Source organism: Haloflavibacter putidus (genome assembly GCF_006546625.1).
In the GTDB taxonomy this organism is placed as follows: domain Bacteria; phylum Bacteroidota; class Bacteroidia; order Flavobacteriales; family Flavobacteriaceae; genus Mesonia; species Mesonia putida.
This window is the reverse complement of record NZ_VIAR01000005.1, coordinates 143,389-160,525: the sequence shown is the minus strand read 5'-3', so window position 1 is coordinate 160,525 and position 17,137 is coordinate 143,389. Positions and strand designations below refer to the sequence as shown.

Below are 17,137 nucleotides of genomic sequence, written 5' to 3'. Positions count from 1 at the left end.
CTAGCAATATTAATTTTATAAAATCATTTTTTTATAAAACCAGACACAGCCGGCTATTTTTTCATTTTATCACTTGCAACTTGTTGTTAGCTAGTGATTTTACCTAAAATCTTCCCCCATAAGTATAATTTGAACTTTTTTACTTTCACTTTTAATTTTGTGTATTTATAAATGATTTTAGAAATATCCTATCTCATTTTTTAAAAAATAATAGATATGTCTATAAAAGTTACTAGAAAAGACAATACGTCTAAATTTCTTAGCTTGCTGTTAGGCAAAACTGTATTTTTGATCTATTGCCCTAAATATAAACAGCTTAACCTTGATTTTTGAAGCCGAAGCGAAGCACAACCTAACTATTTTCATCGCTATTCAATAAAGTAAATGCGTCAGGATAGTTTTAGCGGCTCACCGGGCGGCATTGCCTTTGGTTTAAAACAAATTTATGGCGATGCGGTACATTGCTTTTTTGTAGAGCCAACACATTCTCCCGTCGTCTTAACCGGATTGGCTACCAAAAAATGAGCAACATTAGCGTTCACGATTTAGGAATAGACAATAAAACAGAAGCAGATGGTTTGGCCGTTGGGCGTCCGTCTAAATTTGCTACTGCAATTAGCGAGCATTTAATTAGCGGTATTTATACTTTAGAAGACGAGAAAGTATACGGTTTACTAACAAAATTATTAGACACCGAAAATATCTTTTTAGAGCCTTTCGCCACAGCTGGATTAATTGGTCTGCAAAGAATTGCAGTCACCAATTATGCACAGGAAAACAAGCTAAATATGGAAAACGCAACACATATAGCTTGGGCAACCGGAGGCGACTTAGTACCCGAAGACCAACGAAATGCTTTTTATAAAAGAGGTTTACATTTAATAGAATAAAGTTAATTCAGCTTTACTTTATAAGCAATATTTGTGTTTCTTAATACGATAAAAAAGATGAAATGATGTTGATTATCATTTTGATTTTTCAACACCATTCCATCTTTTCTATTTTAATGACCGTTTAAAAAACAGCTTCTAAATACCCGTATAATTTTGTGGGGTAATGGCTTTTAATTCGGTTTTAACTTCTTCAGAAACATTTAAGGTTTCAATAAAATCTGCGATGCTTTTGGCATTGATTTTTTCGTTGGTGCGGGTTAAACCTTTTAATGCTTCGTAAGGGTTTTTATAATTTTCCCTACGTAAAATGGTCTGGATAGCTTCGGCCACGACCGCCCAATTATTTTCTAAATCTTCTTGTAGTTTGCTTTCGTTTAATAAAAGTTTGTTTAAACCTTTTAAAGTAGATTTAAAGGCAATAATTGTGTGCCCCAATGGCATTCCTATGGTTCGTAAAACCGTGCTATCGGTTAGATCGCGTTGCAATCTGCTTATGGGAAGTTTTGCTGCTAAATGCTCAAAAAGCGCATTGGCAACGCCCAAATTTCCTTCGCTGTTTTCAAAATCTATCGGGTTTACTTTATGCGGCATAGCTGAAGAACCTACTTCACCTTTTTTTATTTTCTGCTTAAAGTAATCCATAGAAATATACGTCCATATATCTCTATCTAAATCTATTAAAATGGTATTTATTCTTTTTAAGGCATCAAAAGTGGCTGCCATATAATCGTAATGCTCAATTTGCGTGGTAGGAAAAGAATGTTTCATTCCTAAACTTTCTACAAATTGTGTCCCAAAATCTTTCCAATCTATTTGCGGGTAAGCCACATGATGGGCATTAAAATTTCCGGTGGCGCCACCAAATTTTGCTGCAGTTGGGGTGCTTTTTAAATTTTCTAATTGCTCTTCTATTCTGGTAACAAAAACGGCAATTTCTTTACCTAATCGGGTAGGGGAAGCCGGTTGTCCGTGCGTTCTGGCAAGTAACGGAATGTCTTTCCAATTGTTGGCCAGACTGTTTAGTTTTTCTAAAAGATTATCTATTTCGGGTAAATATACTTGGTCTAAGGCATCTTTTAAACTTAACGGAACTGCTGTATTATTAATGTCTTGCGAGGTTAAACCAAAATGAATAAACTCTTTGGTAGTGTCTAAGCCTAAAGCTTCAAATTTTTCTTTTAAAAAATATTCTACCGCTTTTACATCGTGGTTGGTAGTTTTTTCTATTTCTTTTACTGCTTGCGCGTCTATGCCGGAAAAATTTTGATAGATAGCACGCAACTTAGGAAAAATGGAAGACGAAACTTCTTGCAGTTGCGGCAACGGAATTTCGCATAAAGCGATAAAATATTCTACTTCTATTTTTACGCGGTATTTAATAAGCGCTTCTTCGCTAAAAAAAGCAATTAAATCTTTTGTTTTAGAAGCGTATCTTCCGTCTATTGGGCTAATGGCTTGCAATGCATTCATAAATGTTGTTGTGTGTGAATGTTAAAAAAAACAAAGATAACGTCTTTTTTAGCTTGCTAAAATTTTGCGGGTTTAAATTAAATAATCTCATATTTAAGCAAAAAAAAAGACTGCCTTTAAAAGACAGCCTTTTCGACAAACAAAACGAACCAAAACTTAGTTAGAACCAATATTACCTTGTGCTAGTAAAATATTTAATTCGTCTTCGCTTTTATGCACATTTATATAACCATTGTAGTTTAAGGCATCGTCATAACCAAATGGGCTGCCGTCATCTTGCATTGCAATATTGGTCATAGACATTCCGCTTTCTCCGTTTACAGGATCTAAGCTAACTACAATTGCACCAGGATTATTTACATCTCCCATATGAATGTGTGATGGGTGGCTATCTCCTGCCATTGTTCCCATAACATCAAGTACTAACAAGGCTTCGCCATTTACTCTTTGATAAAAAACAGCTTCGCCGCTTACGCCAGAATTATCTACAGTGGCTAAAGTGTATGCCATAGACTCTCCTGTTAACTCATTTTGGCCAATATCGCCTTGTGCAACCAAAGTCGCTAAATCGTCTGCACTTTTATGAATATTGATGTAACCATCAAACTCTAAAAGCTCGTCGTAGGTAATTGGTGTACCATCGTCTAACATTGCAACTTGTGTTGCGCTCATTCCGGTTGCACCGTTTACTGGCGTAAAAGTCACTTTAATATCGCCACCTTCTGCAGCGGTATTCATATGTATATGTCCTGGGTGCTCGCCGTTTGCCGGAGTTCCCTCTAACATAATTTCTATTAAAGTTGTTCCGTTTACACGTTCGGTAAACACGGCATCTCCCATAATATTTGGGTCAGCTTTGCTATCTAACATATAGGTTTTAGAATTGTTAGTCAATTCGTTTTGACCAATGTCGCCTTGGGCAATTAAAGTTCCTAAATCATCTGCACTTTTATGAATGTTGATGTAACCATCAAACTCTAAAAGCTCATCGTAGGTAATTGGCGTACCATCGTCTAACATTCCCACTTGGGTTGCGCTCATTCCGGTTGCACCGTTTACCGGTGTGAAAGTTACTTTAATTTCGCCACCTTCTGCAGCGGTATTCATATGTATATGTCCTGGGTGCTCGCCGTTTGCCGGAGTTCCCTCTAACATAATTTCTATTAAAGTTGTTCCGTTTACACGTTCGGTAAACACGGCATCTCCCATAATATTTGGGTTAGCTTTACTACCTAACATATAGGTTTTAGAATTGTTGGTCAATTCGTTTTGACCAATATCGCCTTGTGCAATTAAAGTCCCTAAATCGTCTGCACTTTTATGTACATTTACGTAGCCGTCAAAATTTAAAAGCTCGTCATAAGAAATTGGCGTACCATCGTCCTTGGTACTAAAAGTGGTAGAGCTCATTCCTGTAGAACCATCTACGGGTTCTAAGCTAATGGCAATATCGCCACTTTCTGCAGCCGTATTCATATGAATATGTGCCGGGTGCATTCCGGAAGTAGTTCCGTTGAGGTCAATTTCTACCGTAGTAGTGTTGTTGTCGTTTTCAATAAAAGTAACCATTCCAGATATTGCCGGGTTAGAAACAGACATTAACGAGTACGATTTACTGTCTCCCATTGTGGGAGGCGTAACCGCATCGTCGTCGTTGCTACAACTCGTAAATATTAAAAAGGTTAATAATAAAGAAGCTAAAATTCTTGTTTTCATGATTTCTTTTTTTTGGTTAAACAATTTTGCTTTCTACTTTACTTACGAGATTAAAAGGAGTGCGGTTTTTTAAAAACCCGATTTTTTTAAATTTTTTTTTGAAAAATTATATTTTTTACTGATTTTCAATGTTTTAGCTAAATAGTTTTTTTATATTTTTTCTGCTTTTTCGAGTTAGAAATTGTCTGGAAGTAATTTCTTTTTGTATTTCTTTACGGAATTGACTCGGCTTTTACTAAATTAGAAATTTACAGTTTGTCTTTTACTTTACGGAATGTATTAGCCTGTGCAAAAACAATTCTAATTTTTAAAACTAAACAAGTCTTATGAAAAATATAGTGGTTTTAACCGGCGCCGGAGTAAGTGCAGAAAGCGGAATAAAAACCTTTAGAGATGCTGACGGCTTATGGGAAGGCTACGATGTTATGCAAGTTGCCTCGCCACAAGGCTGGGAAGCTAATAGAGAATTGGTATTAGATTTCTATAATAAACGCCGCCAACAGTTAAAAAGCGTACATCCTAACAATGCGCATAAAGCTTTAGCAGAATTAGAAAGTGCTTTCAACGTAGAAATAATCACGCAAAATGTAGACGATTTGCACGAACGCGCCGGTAGCACAAATGTGACCCATTTACACGGCGAACTCTTTAAAGTACGAAGTACATTTGACGAAAACTTGATAATGGACTGGAAAGAAGATTTGAATGTGGGCGATTTCTGCGAGCATAACCATCAATTGCGGCCGCATATTGTTTGGTTTGGTGAAGCTGTCCCAATGCTAGAGATTGCCGCAGATAAAGTTAGTAAAGCAGATATTCTTATAATTATTGGCACATCTATGCAGGTTTATCCCGCGGCCGGCTTAATAGATTTTGCTCCAAATGGCGTTCCTATTTATTTTATAGATCCAAAACCGGCAGTAAAGTCTGGAAAAAATTTAGAAGTACGGGCGCAAAAAGCAGCTGTTGGCGTACCACAACTGGTTACCGAATTACTGGAAAAATAATAACAAATTCTTCCGTAAAGAAACATGGTATCTACTTAGCGTTAATTAGTTTTTACACTTTACCTAATGTATATAATTTATCCATTGTTGGAGTTTTGCTTCCGCCGGCAGGCTCTAAGGTAATTCCAAAAGCTTCTGCAGATGGTGCTTCTGCTACACGAAATAACTTAGAGTCATTGGTTTCAAACGCTTCTAAAAGTCCAACGCTGGTTGGCGTTAATGGGTCTAATCTTAAAGACCAAACTTGGTAAACCATTCCCTCAGGTGGTTCTGGTAAACCTTGGGCGTCAATTATTACTTCTTTAGATTCTTTGTTATAATAGGCTTGCGCGTATGCTTCGCTATAATTTTTTTGTCCTTCTAAGGGTACAACTTTAGTATTCTTATCTCGAATAATACGTAGGTTAGCAGCATAAGCTTCTTGTTGGTTTTCCAATTGATTATTATCTTCTTGCAAGGCTACTTTTTCTGTAGTAACTACTTGCAGAGTTTCTTTACTGCTTTGGTACTGCTGGTAAAAAACAGCCGAAGCAATTAGTAAGAGCAGGGTAGCAGCCCAACCAGCATAAGCAGCCCAAGAAGTTTTCCGTAAAGTTTTAACCTTGGTTTTTTTATTAAAAATATTCTTTTTTATACGTTGGTAATTTACAGCCGGCAAATAGGGCGATACGCTGCCAGACAATCTTATTACTGCTTCTTCTATAGCTTCTACTTCCTTTTTTACTTCCGGATGTTTAGCTATCATTTCTTGTACTTCGCTCGTTTCCTCTTCAGATAAAGAGCCGTAAACATACAGTTCTAAAATACCGGAATCTATGTATTCTTGTGTACTCATTTTACGTTCAATAAAGTTCTTAAATCATTTATGCAAGCTCGGTTTCTAGTTTTTAAAGTACCTAACGGAATGCTTAAATCTTCGGCAGCTTCTTTTTGCGTAAAGCCTTTATAAAACAATAGATCTATTATTTTAATGCACTTGGGTTTTAATTTTTTTACAAAAGCTTCAATTCCTATGGCATTGGTTAATCTTCCTAAATTATACGAGCCTTCTAATATACTTACGAAATTATCTGTACTTAGGTTTTGTCTTTGTTTTTTATAGGCTTTAGATCTATACTTATCTACCGCTGCATTGCGGGCTATATTTACAATCCAGGTATAAAAACGACCTTTATCTTTTTTGTAGGAATCTAAATTTTCCCAAATTTTTACCATTACTTCTTGCAAAACATCTTCTGCTTGGGCTTTATTTTTTACAACGGCGTGTATCACACCAAAAAGACTCTGCGCATACATATCGTAGAGGTAGTCAAAAGATTTTTCGTCTTTTTTTTCAATAAGTTCTAAAAGTTGGTCTTGATGCATAAAAGTAAGTATTGGTCTTGCCAATACAAAAATTGCATTAAATTTGATATTTCCTACTTTATTTTTAAAAAATTAATGACAGATTTAAATTTACTAACCCATTTAGAAACTTTTCTTACCGAAAATAGAAAACAACGTTTTCAAGAAGTTTTGGTCAATCGTACCAATCATTTTACCGTTGCCACGGAAGATGTCTACCAGTTGCACAATACCAGTGCCGTAATAAGAAGTTGTGACGTTTTCGGCATTCAAAACATTCATATTATAGAAGAGCGAAACCGCAAACGTATAGACCGGGAAATTGCTATGGGAGCCCAAAAATGGGTTAACGTAAACCGTTATAACCATGTAAATGAAAGTATAGAAAATTTGCGCACAAAAGGCTATCAAATTATTGCCACCACGCCGCATAACAACGCTTGTATGCTTAACGATTTTGACATAAGCAAACCAGCAGCTTTATTTTTTGGTACAGAAAAAGAAGGTCTTTCTCAAGAAGTTTTAGAAAACGCCGATGGTTTTTTAAAGATACCAATGGTTGGTTTTACAGAAAGTTTAAATATTTCTGTATCTGCTGCAATTATTTTGCAAGCGCTTACGCATAAACTAAAACAAAGTAATATTGCTTGGCAGCTCTCTAAAAAAGACGAATTAGCCACCAGATATTTCTGGGCAAAAAACAGCATTCAGAGTAGTGAAAAAATTATAAAAAGATTTAAGGAGAAAGTAGACTAACTATTTTTTTTCTTTTAAAACACGATATTCTTCATAACACCCGCTAATGGCGTCTAAAATTTGCAAATCGTTGGCGTTTTTTATAAAACTTTTAGAGTAATTACAACGTTGCAAAATTTGATCTATATCTACGCGGGTAACTTGCAATAATGCCATTAAGGTTTCTCTATTAAATTTTTGTTGCAGCAAATTCCTAATCTCATCGTCCTCTTTCATTTTGCGCAATTTGCGCATTTGTTTAGGCTTATCGCCGAAAATGTTATAGAGAAAATCTGCCGGATTAAAAATAGATTCCAGCGTTTTAGAAAATGCGCCGGGTTGTTGGTCGCCAGCTTCATAACCAGAGCTTAAACCAGAAATGCTATAACGGTAGTTTTCGTAAATAGGAATGTTTTTGGCATCAATTTCTAAATATCCCGTAAGTTTTAAGGGTTTTAAAGTTACTTCTTCCAAAGCAATACCAATCTCGGTCATTTTAACTTTAACATCGCCATATTTTGTCCAGTCGTTGGTTACACGAACTTCTATAGATTTAAAACCTAAATACGAAAAATAAAGGGTGTCGTTTACAGATGCTTTTATTTCAAACTCTCCTTTTACGTCAGAAGTAGTGCCTTTTACCGTATTAAGGTTTATAATGTTTACATCTTCTAAGGCTAAATCATTGGCCGCATTAAGAACACGCCCTTTTATGATTTCAGTTTTAAGGCTATCGCTTTCTTGGGCAATAGCCGTAAAACTAAAAAAAGTTATTAAAAAAAAGCTTAAAAAAAATCTCATAATCAATAAAGTGGAATAGGCGTGAAATTAAAATTTTTTATCTTAAATCTCGCATATTTTTCTTCAAAAACTAAACCAATTTAGATATTAGCGTTTTTTCTTTCTACGATTTATAGAGCTTTTAATATTGGCTTGTCTATCTGTCTTTTTAGGTTGTGACCTTCGTGGAGAACGTTTAGAATTTTGCTTAGAAAAATTATCAGGTTTTCTATTTCTAGACTTAGGCTTTCTTCTACTTTTGCCGGCACTTTTATTATTGGTCATTTCTACGTTAATAGAACGGCCTTGGTGCTCAAAGTTTTCAAATACCTTAAAAACTTTATCTTTTTGATCTGCATCGGTATTAAAAAACGAAAACGCATCTTTTACGTCTACGCGCGAAACGCCATCTCTTCCTAAATCTAATTGTTCTTTTAGAAAGTCTTTTAAAGACATCCAATCAAAACCATCTTTGCTACCAACGTTTATAAAGTAACGTATGCTTTCTCCGCTATCTTCTCCTTCGCGGTAATCTCTGTCTGCTTTTTTGTTGAGGTCTGTGGCACCTTTATAGTAATTATAAAAACGTGTAAACTCTACAGAAAAGAATTTTTTAATTAATTCTTCCTTACTGAAATCTTCTAGAATTTCTTCCAGTTGCGGTAAAAACTGATTAATTTCCTGGTTTATTTCTGTTTTTTTAATCGAATTGGCCAAGTGAAATAACTGTACTTGGCAAATTTCTTCGCCACTTGGTATTTGGTTTTCTTCAAATTTTTGGTTGATTATTTTCTCAATGCTTTTGATTTTTCGTCTTTCGCTTTTGGTAATAATCACCATAGAAACACCACTTTTACCTGCGCGTCCTGTACGTCCGCTACGGTGGGTGTAAGTTTCAATTTCATCGGGAAGTTGGTAATGTATAACGTGGGTAATATCGTCTACATCAATTCCGCGGGCAGCGACATCTGTGGCCACCAACATTTGTATTTGCTTGTTACGAAAACTCTTCATAACCAAATCACGTTGATTTTGACTTAAATCTCCGTGAAGTGCGCCGGCATTGTAACCGTCTTCAATAAGTTTTTCTGCAACTCTTTGGGTGTCTCTTTTTGTTCTACAAAAAATCACCGAAAATATATCCGGATTTGCATCTGCCAAGCGTTTTAAAGCCGAATAACGGTCTCTACCCGAGACAGTATAATATTCGTGCGATACATTTTTGGTAGATTCATTTTTGGTGCCAACGGTAACTTCCTGTGGCGACTTCATAAACTTTTTGGCTATTTTTGCTACTTCTTTTGGCATAGTAGCACTAAATAACCAAGTTTTTTTGGTATTTGGCGTATGCGATAAAATATCGGTAATATCTTCATAAAAACCCATATTTAGCATTTCGTCTGCTTCATCTAGCACGCAATAGCCAATATTAGAAATGTCTATCATTTTGCGGCCAACCATATCTTTCATCCTTCCGGGAGTGGCAACGATAATTTGTGCTCCGCGTTTTACCTGACGCTCTTGGTCAGAAATACTGGCTCCGCCATAAACGGCAACAGTAGATAGTTGCGGAATATACTTAGCGTAATTTTTTAACTCGTTGGTAATTTGCAAACACAATTCTCGTGTTGGCGATAAAATTAACCCTTGGGTTTGTTTGCTGTTCGGATTTAATTTCTGAATTAAAGGAAATCCAAAAGCAGCGGTTTTTCCGGTACCGGTTTGTGCTAGCGCAACTAAATCGGTTTCGTTTTGCAATAAAATTGGAATTGCTTTTTCCTGAACTTCGCTCGGACTCTCAAAGCCCATATCCCTAACGGCACTAATAATTTCGGCATTAAGCCCTAAATCTTCAAATTTTTTCATATAAAATAAATAAGTTGCAAAAGTACATAAACTTTAAACGCAAACAGACTTAATTCTTACAAAGTTTTTAAATATAAGTATTTAATCCTCAGTATTTTATTTGTAAAATGCTAAATTAGGGTGGTTTTTACTGCTTTAAATAGTCTACTAATTGTTTTACAGCCTTGCCGCGATGGCTTATTGTAGCTTTTTCTGTCAAAGACATTTCGGCAAAAGTTTTGGTGTAACCTTTGGGTTTAAAAACGGGGTCGTACCCAAAACCGCTGGAGCCGCTTTTTTGTTTGGTAATTTGTCCTGCGCAAATGCCGGTAAAAAGATTATTTTGCTCGTTAATAGTTAATGCTATTACGGTTTTAAATCTCGCGTTACGGTTACTTTTATCTTTTAATTCTTCTAGTAATTTTTGCAGGTTTTTTTCATCGTTTTTTTCCGCTCCGGCATAACGGGCAGAATATACGCCTGGAGCGTTGTTAAGACTTTCTACCTCAAGACCGGTATCGTCTGCAAAACAATTGTAACCATAAGTGTCTTTTACATACTGGGCTTTTAAAGCCGCATTTTGCTCGATGGTTTCTCCGGTTTCTTCAATTTCTTCGGTACAACCAATATCGTTTAAAGACAGTAATTCTATATGCTCTGGCAGCATTACTTTTATTTCTTTTAATTTGTTTTGATTGTGTGTAGCAAAAACTAATTTCATACTTTTTAAATAAAGATTAATCGTGGTGATAGGGTTGGTTATGCAAGATACTAAAAGCACGGTAAAGTTGTTCGGTAAAAAATAAACGTACCATTTGGTGCGAAAACGTCATTTGCGATAAGGCAACTTTGTAATTGGCGCGTTGGTAAACCTCTTCCGAAAAGCCATACGGGCCGCCAATTATAAAAACAAGTTGTTTTTTACCGGTGTTTAATTGCTTCTGAATAAATTTTGCAAATCCTTTAGAAGTAAAATGTTTACCGTTTTCGTCTAATAAAATTACTATATCAGAGCTTTTCAAGCGTTTAAGTATTAGCTCTCCTTCTTTTATTTTCTGAATGTTTTGCTCAAGTTTTTTGCTGTTTTTTATGTCGGGTATAACCGTTGTTGTAAACTTGCAAAAATGGCCTAAACGCTTGGTATACTCATCTGTTAAGCTTTTTAAATGCTTGCTGTCTGTTTTTCCTACGCTAAGTAATTTTATGGTCATCTTTATTGTTAAGAATTACTTTGTTACTTTAGCAAAAATAAGTGGATAAAATGATTAGTCAAGAACAATTTGAAAAAGAAATAAATCTCATCATTGCCAACGCCATTAGAGAAGACGTTGGAGACGGAGATCACAGTGCTTTGGCATGTATTCCTAAAAGTGCAGAAGGCAAAGCGCAATTATTGGTAAAAGACAACGGTATTTTAGCAGGTGTGGCTTTCGCCGAAAAAGTATTTGCTTATGTAGATGCTAATTTAAAAATAGAAACTCTATTAAACGATGCCGATACAATTAAAAAAGGCGATATTGCTTTTTATGTTTCCGGTAGCAGCCAATCTATTTTAAAAGCAGAGCGTTTTGTACTTAATGCAATGCAGCGTATGAGTGCAATTGCAACCAAAACACATAAGTTTGCCAGTTTGTTGTCTGGTACTTCTACCAAGATTTTAGATACTAGAAAAACCACACCAGGTATTAGAGCATTAGAAAAATGGGCTGTAAAAATTGGTGGCGGAGAAAACCATAGGTTTGCTTTATACGATATGATTATGCTAAAAGATAATCATATAGATTTTGCCGGCGGAATTAGCAAGGCTATCAATAAAACCAAAACTTATTTAAAAGAGAATAATTTAAATTTAAAAATTATAGTCGAAGCTAGAAACTTAGAAGAAATTAAAGAAATTTTACAGCACCAAGGTATTCATCGTATTTTGATTGATAATTTTAATTATGAAGATACTAAAAAAGCTGTATCTTTAATTGGTAAGCAATGTCAAACAGAGTCTAGCGGCGGTATAACTTTAGAAACTGCCAGAAAATATGCAGAGTGTGGCGTAGATTTTATTTCCAGTGGCGCGTTAACACACTCGGTTTATAATTTAGACCTTAGTTTGAAAGCGGTATAATTTTATATGCTTAAAAAAGTAGAAAAACAAGTAGAAGGTATTCCCGTAATTGGTTTTTTAGCCAAAAAAGCCCAAAAGGTTATTTTGCCAGGTTTAGAAGGCTTGAGTTTGTACGATTTACTAGAGATTTATATTTTTGGTATCATACAAGGTACATTTTCTACGAGAGCCAGTTCTATTGCATTTAGCTTTTTTATGGCTATTTTTCCTTTTTTACTTTTTATATTAAATTTGATTCCCTTCGTTTGGTTTATAGACGACTTTCAACTAAAACTCTTAGCTTTTATAGACACTTTATTGCCGCCACAAACTGCTTTTTTTAGCGACGTGTTTGCAGATATTGCCAGTACCCCACGCGGAGGTTTGCTGTCTTTCGCTTTTTTACTTTCTATATTTTTAACCTCCAATGGTATTAATGCAATTTTTACCGGTTTTGAATTTTCTTATCACACCACTATAAACCGCACAATTATTCGGCAGTATTTTGTGGCTATGGGCGTGGCTATAATCGTTGCAGTGCTTATGCTAATCTCTGTAATTGTTTTTGTTTATCTTACCTATATTATAGAAGATTTAGAAGCCATTGGCGTTTTTACAGATAATATTATCTGGGCGCAAATAGGTAGATATTTGGTTTTTATTTTAATGGTTTATAGCATAACTGCAACCCTTTATTTTTTTGGAACAAAAGAAGGCAGAAACTCAAAATTTTTCTCGATTGGTGCTTTATTTACAACTCTTTTAATTTTGCTAACAACCTTTCTCTTTGCAATTTATATAGAAAAATTTAGTGCTTATAACGAGCTTTACGGATCTATTGGCGCACTGTTAATTTTGATGTTGTATATTTGGTTAAATAGTAACATTTTGCTCTTGGGGTTCGAATTAAATGCGACTATTAACCGTTTAAAGAAAAAAAAGTAATAAATTAACCCCAAATAAACTTTACGGAAATGAAAAAACTCTTTACAATTATTATAGGATTGGTAATGGTTGGTTTTACGCAAGCCCAAACCAAAGTTGGTAATGTAACCTTGCCAGATGTTGAAAATTTTGGCGATTATGAACTGGTGCTTAACGGCGCAGGCGTTAGAGAAAAACTCTGGATAGATCTTTACGCAGCCGGTTTATATTTACAAGAAAAATCTTCTAATGCAGAGGCTATAATAAAAGCAGACAAACCAATGTCTGTAAAACTACATATAGTATCTTCGTTAATAAACAGTAAAAAAATGATTTCCGCCATAGAGGATGGTTTTGAAAACTCTACCAACGGAAATGTAGGTCCATATCGAGCAAAAATAAACCAATTTATTGCTTTCTTTAAGGAAGAAATTAAAAAAGGAGATATTTACGATATTACCTACCAACCGGGAAAAGGCGTAGTTTCTTATAAAAACGGTGAGGAAAAAGGTACGGTAAAAGGTAAAGACTTTAAAGAGGCTTTATTTGGTATCTGGCTTTCCAATCGTCCCGCAGACGACGATTTAAAAGAAGGAATGTTAGGAAAATAAGCTCTTGCAGTAACATTTTATTTCATTTTATCTTTCCAATAAAATTAGTATAAAGCCTAGCAATGTTAGGCTTTAAATTTATAGGTATATATGATACAGTTTGTAAATGTAATTTTACCACTTCCGTTAGAAAAACATTTTACTTATCGTCTTACAGAAGAACAAGCTGCCAAAATTGAAATTGGTATGCGGGTGGCTGTTCCTTTTGGTAAATCTAAGGTGTATACCGGTATTGTTAGTAAAATACACCAACAAGAACCGCAGCTTTACGAAGCTAAATTGGTAGAAGATATTTTAGATAATGAAGCTTTGGTTACCAGCCAACAATTAGATTTTTGGCAATGGCTTGCCAGTTATTATTTATGTGCAGAAGGCGAGGTTTTAAAAGCCGCTTTACCAAGTGCATTTTTATTACAAAGTGAAACCGTAATAGAGTTAAATAAAAACACCAACATAGACCAAGACCAATTAGATGATGAAGAGATACTAATTTATGAAGCATTACAAAACCAGTCTTTACTGAAAATTCAGGAAGTAATGCAAATTTTGGAAAAAAAGACAGTTTTACCGGTCTTAAACAAATTGGTTGCCAAAAATGTAATTGTGGTAAACCAGGAAATGTACAAACAGTACAAGCCCAAGTTAATTAATTACATAAAATTACACGAGAATTACACTTCCGAAAAGAATTTAAATAAACTTTTAGACGAATTAAACAATGCGCCCAAGCAACGGGAAATTGTCTTAACACTGTTTTCGTTACAAGCTAAGTTTAAAAAACCAGTAAGTGTAAAACAACTAAAAAAAGAAAGTAAAGCCTCAGATTCTAGTGTAAAAAGTTTAATAGATAAAGGTGTTTTAAAAAAATATGTTTTAAAAAAAGATAGGGTTGCTTCTGTAGAAAAAACCAAAGGTTTAAACCTAGAATTAAATAAGGAGCAGGAAAATGCGTTTGAAGAAATAAAATCTACTTTCCAAGAACAAAAGGTTGCGCTATTGCACGGAGTTACTTCTTCCGGTAAAACCGAAATTTATATTAAACTTATTGAAGAGGCAATTGCACAAAACCAACAAGTTTTATATTTATTACCCGAGATTGCTTTAACCACACAATTAATTCAGCGTTTGCAGAAGCATTTTGGCAAACAAGTATTGGTGTATCACAGTAAATATTCGGTAAACGAAAGAGTAGAGGTTTACCGCCATGTTTTACACCAAAGTGAAGGTAAAATTGTAATTGGTGCACGATCATCTATTTTCTTGCCTTTTCAAAATTTAGGTTTAATTATTGTAGACGAATCGCACGAAACTACTTTTAAGCAATTTGATCCTGCACCAAGATACCAAGCGCGTGATGCCGCCGTTGTCTTGGCCAAAAATTTTGGCGCCAAAATTGTGTTGGGTTCTGCTACCCCAAGTATTGAGAGCTATTATAACGCCAAACAGCATAAATATGGAAAAACCACTATAAAAAAACGTTTTGGTAATGTACTGCCACCAAAAATGGAATTGGTAGATATTAAGGAAAAGTATAGAAAAAAACGAATGACCGGTCATTTTTCGGATACGTTAATAAAAGCTATGCAAGAAACCTTGGAAGACGGTAAACAGGTAATTTTATTTCAAAATCGTCGTGGATTTTCGCCAATTTTAGAATGTCACACCTGCGGTCACGCACCGCAGTGTCCTAATTGTGACGTTAGTTTGAACTATCATAAGCACAATAATTCTTTACGCTGTCATTATTGTGGTTACCATATTGCCATGCAATTAAAATGCATGGCTTGCGGCAGTAAAGAAGTTTCTACAAAAGGTTTTGGTACAGAACAGATAGAAACAGAGGTAAATGCTATTTTTCCGGAGAAAAAAACCGGAAGAATGGATTTAGATTCTACACGCGGTAAATATGGTTTTGAAAAAATAATTACGGCGTTTGAGCAGCAAAGCATAGATATTTTGGTGGGCACTCAAATGCTAACCAAAGGTCTCGATTTTAGAAATGTAGATTTAGTAGGAGTAATGAATGCAGATAGCTTGCTCAACTTTCCAGATTTTAGAGCACACGAAAGAAGTTTTCAATTACTATTGCAGGTTGCGGGTAGGGCAGGAAGAACAAAAAAACAAGGCAAAGTTTTAATTCAAACCTACAATCCGTATCACCAAATTTTGCAGCAAGTTTCTATGCAAAAATACGAGGAGATGTTTGAAGAGCAGTTGCAGGAGCGTCTTAACTTTAAATATCCACCTTTTTACAGATTGATTAAATTTACTTTTAAAGGAAGAGATTATAATACGTTAAATGAGGCTTCAGCTTGGTTTTCTAAAGCTTTACGGAATGTTTTTAAGGAAATGGTTTTGGGACCAGAATTTCCGCCGGTGGCAAGAATAAGAAATGAATATTATAAAAATGTAATTCTAAAAATACCGCAGAAGCAATCTTTAGCTAAAACGAAACAATTTGTACAAAAGATTTTGTCTTCGTACGATGCGGTTGCACAATTCCGTAAAATTCGGGTAATTATTAATGTAGATCCTTACTAAACCTTAAACCGAGCTGGTTTGCATAACTGCCGCATCTAAATCTTTTTTCCTATTTCTGCTAATAGGTATTTTTTGATCGCCTAAAGTAATTAGTTTACTAGTATAATGTTCTACTTTCTGTAAATTTACGATATAGGATTTATGTACACGTAAAAACTGTTCTGAAGGTAAACGCTGGTCAAAACCTTTCATAGTAGATAAGACCGTATACATTTTATTTTCGGTATGTACTTTAACATAATCGCCAAAAGCTTCAACATAATTAACCGAATTTAAAAACAATTTATGTTTTTTAAGGTTACTTTTTATAAAGATAAAATTGTCATCTTCGCTATACATTTGCTCGTTTTTAAGCGTATGCAGCTCGATGGCTTTATCTACAGCAAGCGAAAAACGTTTCTTGTCTACAGGTTTTTGTAAATAATCTACAGCTTGATAGTCAAAAGCTTGAAAAGCGTATTGTGTTTTTCCGGTTATAAAAATAATTTGTGGCTTATGCTCTAAACTATCCAAAAGATCAAAACCAGATAAAATAGGCATTTCAATATCTAAAAACAGTAAGTCTGTTTTTGTTTTCTGAAGAGCATTTTTGGTTTTTAAAGCATTATTAAACTCTCCAATAAGTTCTAAGTTGGGATGGTCTTTAACTAATTTTATTATAGATAATCTTTGTAAACTAGAATCGTCCACCACCATGCACGTTAATTTCACTTCCTTCACGATAAATAGTATTTGGTTACTTCAATAGTACTGCTTTTTTCGCTAAAATCAAAAAAAAATTAACATAAAATAGACATTCTTATTACGCTTTGCCGATTATTTATAACAAATAACAGCTTTTTGTAGTTGCTATTCGCTAATTTTTCAACATAAAAAGAAGTCTTAAATAATTGTTGTACAGTTATTTATGACGATTATAATTAACTTGTTGATAAAGAATAAAAGTTGCTTTTTAAAGGAATTAAAATGGGTAATTTTCCAATTCTAAGATTTAAGGTTCTAATAAATTTTATTATTTAATTTGGTTCAGATTTTAGTAATTGCTTTAGGGAAAAGAATTAACCGAAATCAAAAAAATCATTCTTTTAAAACATTAACTTATAAAATAGCTGTTACTAATTTTTAACAGCAAATTGAACTATCTTTAAACAATAGAAGAAAAATGCCTAATAA

17 protein-coding genes are annotated in these 17,137 nt (G+C 34.5%); 8 read left to right on the top strand and 9 right to left on the bottom strand.

Annotation, left to right across the window (positions count from 1 at the left end):
- Positions 1-384 precede the first annotated feature (384 nt).
- Positions 385-525 (top strand): hypothetical protein, encoded by a 141-nt coding sequence (locus tag FKR84_RS13350; protein ID WP_233357694.1) that lies wholly within the window; start codon positions 385-387, stop codon positions 523-525.
- A complete protein-coding gene (locus FKR84_RS06920) occupies positions 522-890 on the top strand; it encodes a PALP domain-containing protein (RefSeq protein ID WP_233357693.1) in 369 nt (122 codons plus the stop codon). The genes FKR84_RS13350 and FKR84_RS06920 overlap by 4 nt, the downstream gene beginning before the upstream one ends.
- A gap of 138 nt (positions 891-1,028) precedes the next feature.
- Here FKR84_RS06920 and purB read toward each other — a convergent pair whose 3' ends face one another.
- Together purB and FKR84_RS06910 are read right to left on the bottom strand one after the other, a co-directional pair.
- Positions 1,029-2,363 carry an adenylosuccinate lyase gene (gene purB / locus FKR84_RS06915; RefSeq protein ID WP_141421568.1) on the bottom strand — a complete coding sequence of 445 codons (1,335 nt, stop codon included), beginning with the start codon at positions 2,361-2,363 and terminating at the stop codon, positions 1,029-1,031.
- A 156-nt stretch (positions 2,364-2,519) separates the two neighbouring features.
- Positions 2,520-4,079: a CHRD domain-containing protein gene (locus FKR84_RS06910; protein ID WP_141421567.1), complete on the bottom strand. Its 1,560-nt coding sequence runs from the start codon at positions 4,077-4,079 to the stop codon at positions 2,520-2,522.
- Between the two features lie 326 nt (positions 4,080-4,405).
- Here FKR84_RS06910 and FKR84_RS06905 point away from each other — a divergent pair, with 326 nt between their 5' ends.
- Positions 4,406-5,086 (top strand): SIR2 family NAD-dependent protein deacylase, encoded by a 681-nt coding sequence (locus FKR84_RS06905; RefSeq protein ID WP_141421566.1) that lies wholly within the window; start codon positions 4,406-4,408, stop codon positions 5,084-5,086.
- Between the two features lie 52 nt (positions 5,087-5,138).
- Here FKR84_RS06905 and FKR84_RS06900 read toward each other — a convergent pair whose 3' ends face one another.
- Positions 5,139-5,921 carry an anti-sigma factor gene (locus FKR84_RS06900; RefSeq protein ID WP_141421565.1) on the bottom strand — a complete coding sequence of 261 codons (783 nt, stop codon included), beginning with the start codon at positions 5,919-5,921 and terminating at the stop codon, positions 5,139-5,141.
- Entirely contained in the window at positions 5,918-6,451 is a 534-nt protein-coding gene (locus FKR84_RS06895) for an RNA polymerase sigma factor (RefSeq protein ID WP_141421564.1), read from the bottom strand. Before FKR84_RS06895 ends, FKR84_RS06900 begins: the two co-directional genes overlap by 4 nt.
- Positions 6,452-6,526: 75 nt before the next feature.
- Between FKR84_RS06895 and FKR84_RS06890 the strand changes: the two genes are divergently transcribed.
- Positions 6,527-7,186 (top strand): TrmH family RNA methyltransferase, encoded by a 660-nt coding sequence (locus FKR84_RS06890; RefSeq protein WP_141421563.1) that lies wholly within the window; start codon positions 6,527-6,529, stop codon positions 7,184-7,186.
- On the opposite strand, the gene FKR84_RS06885 is transcribed toward FKR84_RS06890, so the two are convergent.
- The 4 genes from FKR84_RS06885 to rlmH form a co-directional block, all read right to left on the bottom strand.
- Complete coding sequence (locus tag FKR84_RS06885; RefSeq protein WP_141421562.1) at positions 7,187-7,966, bottom strand: carboxypeptidase-like regulatory domain-containing protein; 780 nt, start codon at positions 7,964-7,966, stop codon at positions 7,187-7,189. It abuts the gene before it with no gap.
- Positions 7,967-8,053: 87 nt separating this feature from the next.
- A complete protein-coding gene (locus tag FKR84_RS06880) occupies positions 8,054-9,811 on the bottom strand; it encodes a DEAD/DEAH box helicase (RefSeq protein WP_141421561.1) in 1,758 nt (585 codons plus the stop codon).
- A gap of 127 nt (positions 9,812-9,938) precedes the next feature.
- Positions 9,939-10,511 (bottom strand): non-canonical purine NTP diphosphatase, encoded by a 573-nt coding sequence (locus FKR84_RS06875; RefSeq protein ID WP_141421560.1) that lies wholly within the window; start codon positions 10,509-10,511, stop codon positions 9,939-9,941.
- 16 nt (positions 10,512-10,527) lie between these two features.
- Complete coding sequence (gene rlmH / locus FKR84_RS06870) at positions 10,528-11,001, bottom strand: 23S rRNA (pseudouridine(1915)-N(3))-methyltransferase RlmH (protein ID WP_141421559.1); 474 nt, start codon at positions 10,999-11,001, stop codon at positions 10,528-10,530.
- Positions 11,002-11,051: 50 nt separating this feature from the next.
- On the opposite strand from rlmH, the gene nadC reads away from it, so the two are divergent.
- The 4 genes from nadC to priA all read left to right on the top strand — a co-directional run bounded on the left by nadC (position 11,052) and on the right by priA (position 15,964).
- Positions 11,052-11,909, top strand: coding sequence for a carboxylating nicotinate-nucleotide diphosphorylase (gene nadC / locus FKR84_RS06865; protein ID WP_141421558.1), 858 nt, complete (start codon positions 11,052-11,054; stop codon positions 11,907-11,909).
- Between the two features lie 6 nt (positions 11,910-11,915).
- Positions 11,916-12,833, top strand: coding sequence for a YihY/virulence factor BrkB family protein (locus tag FKR84_RS06860; protein WP_141421557.1), 918 nt, complete (start codon positions 11,916-11,918; stop codon positions 12,831-12,833).
- Between the two features lie 29 nt (positions 12,834-12,862).
- Positions 12,863-13,423 carry a chalcone isomerase family protein gene (locus tag FKR84_RS06855; RefSeq protein WP_141421556.1) on the top strand — a complete coding sequence of 187 codons (561 nt, stop codon included), beginning with the start codon at positions 12,863-12,865 and terminating at the stop codon, positions 13,421-13,423.
- Positions 13,424-13,513: 90 nt separating this feature from the next.
- Entirely contained in the window at positions 13,514-15,964 is a 2,451-nt protein-coding gene (gene priA / locus FKR84_RS06850; protein WP_141421555.1) for a replication restart helicase PriA, read from the top strand.
- A gap of 3 nt (positions 15,965-15,967) precedes the next feature.
- Here the strand turns inward: priA and FKR84_RS06845 are convergent, their stop codons facing one another.
- On the bottom strand, positions 15,968-16,684 hold the full coding sequence (locus FKR84_RS06845) for a LytR/AlgR family response regulator transcription factor (protein WP_233357692.1): 717 nt from the start codon (positions 16,682-16,684) through the stop codon (positions 15,968-15,970).
- Positions 16,685-17,137 lie beyond the last annotated feature (453 nt).